Annotated in this window: 1 protein-coding gene; it reads right to left on the bottom strand. The window is 51.4% G+C overall.

What is annotated here, in order from left to right; all coding sequences use genetic code 11:
• Positions 1-249 precede the first annotated feature (249 nt).
• Positions 250-442: hypothetical protein (locus ACYVTD_RS16880; protein ID WP_461248805.1), on the bottom strand; the 193-nt coding region annotated here is incomplete at its 5' end.

Raw genomic sequence — 442 nt, 5'->3', positions numbered from 1 at the left:
GAACTTGTTACGGCGGGCCACGTCTTTTTTTTTTAAAAGACGCCGTTTCCCGTCCCCACGAAAAAAAAAAACCGCGCCTGCTACACGGAAAAAAAAAGGGGCGAGGCGGGCGGCGCCCCAGGTGTGCCATGCGAAAAAAACCGCCTCCAGGGGGTTGGCGAGGTGAGACCCCAAAAAGTCGGGCGAGTTATTGGGGAGGAGATACCGGTACTGGCTGTGTTGGGGTAAACCCTTTAGGACCCCGTTTCATCAGAAAATTTTTACAAGCTCGTTTGGTAGGCGAAAAGCCCCGAAAAATGGCGCGTTAAGTTTCCATTCAGCCTTCGATTTTAGGGCGAATACGGGCACGCCTTTTCTTGCCCCCCTTGAGGGGTTTGTCTCCTTTACAGGGGAAAATTGGCCCATAAACCCTTTATTAAAACCCGCCGATTTGCTACTATTG

This window comes from Treponema sp. R6D11 (genome assembly GCF_054786075.1).
The sequence above is the reverse complement of the archived record's forward strand: the minus strand, read 5'-3'. Positions and strand labels throughout refer to the sequence as shown.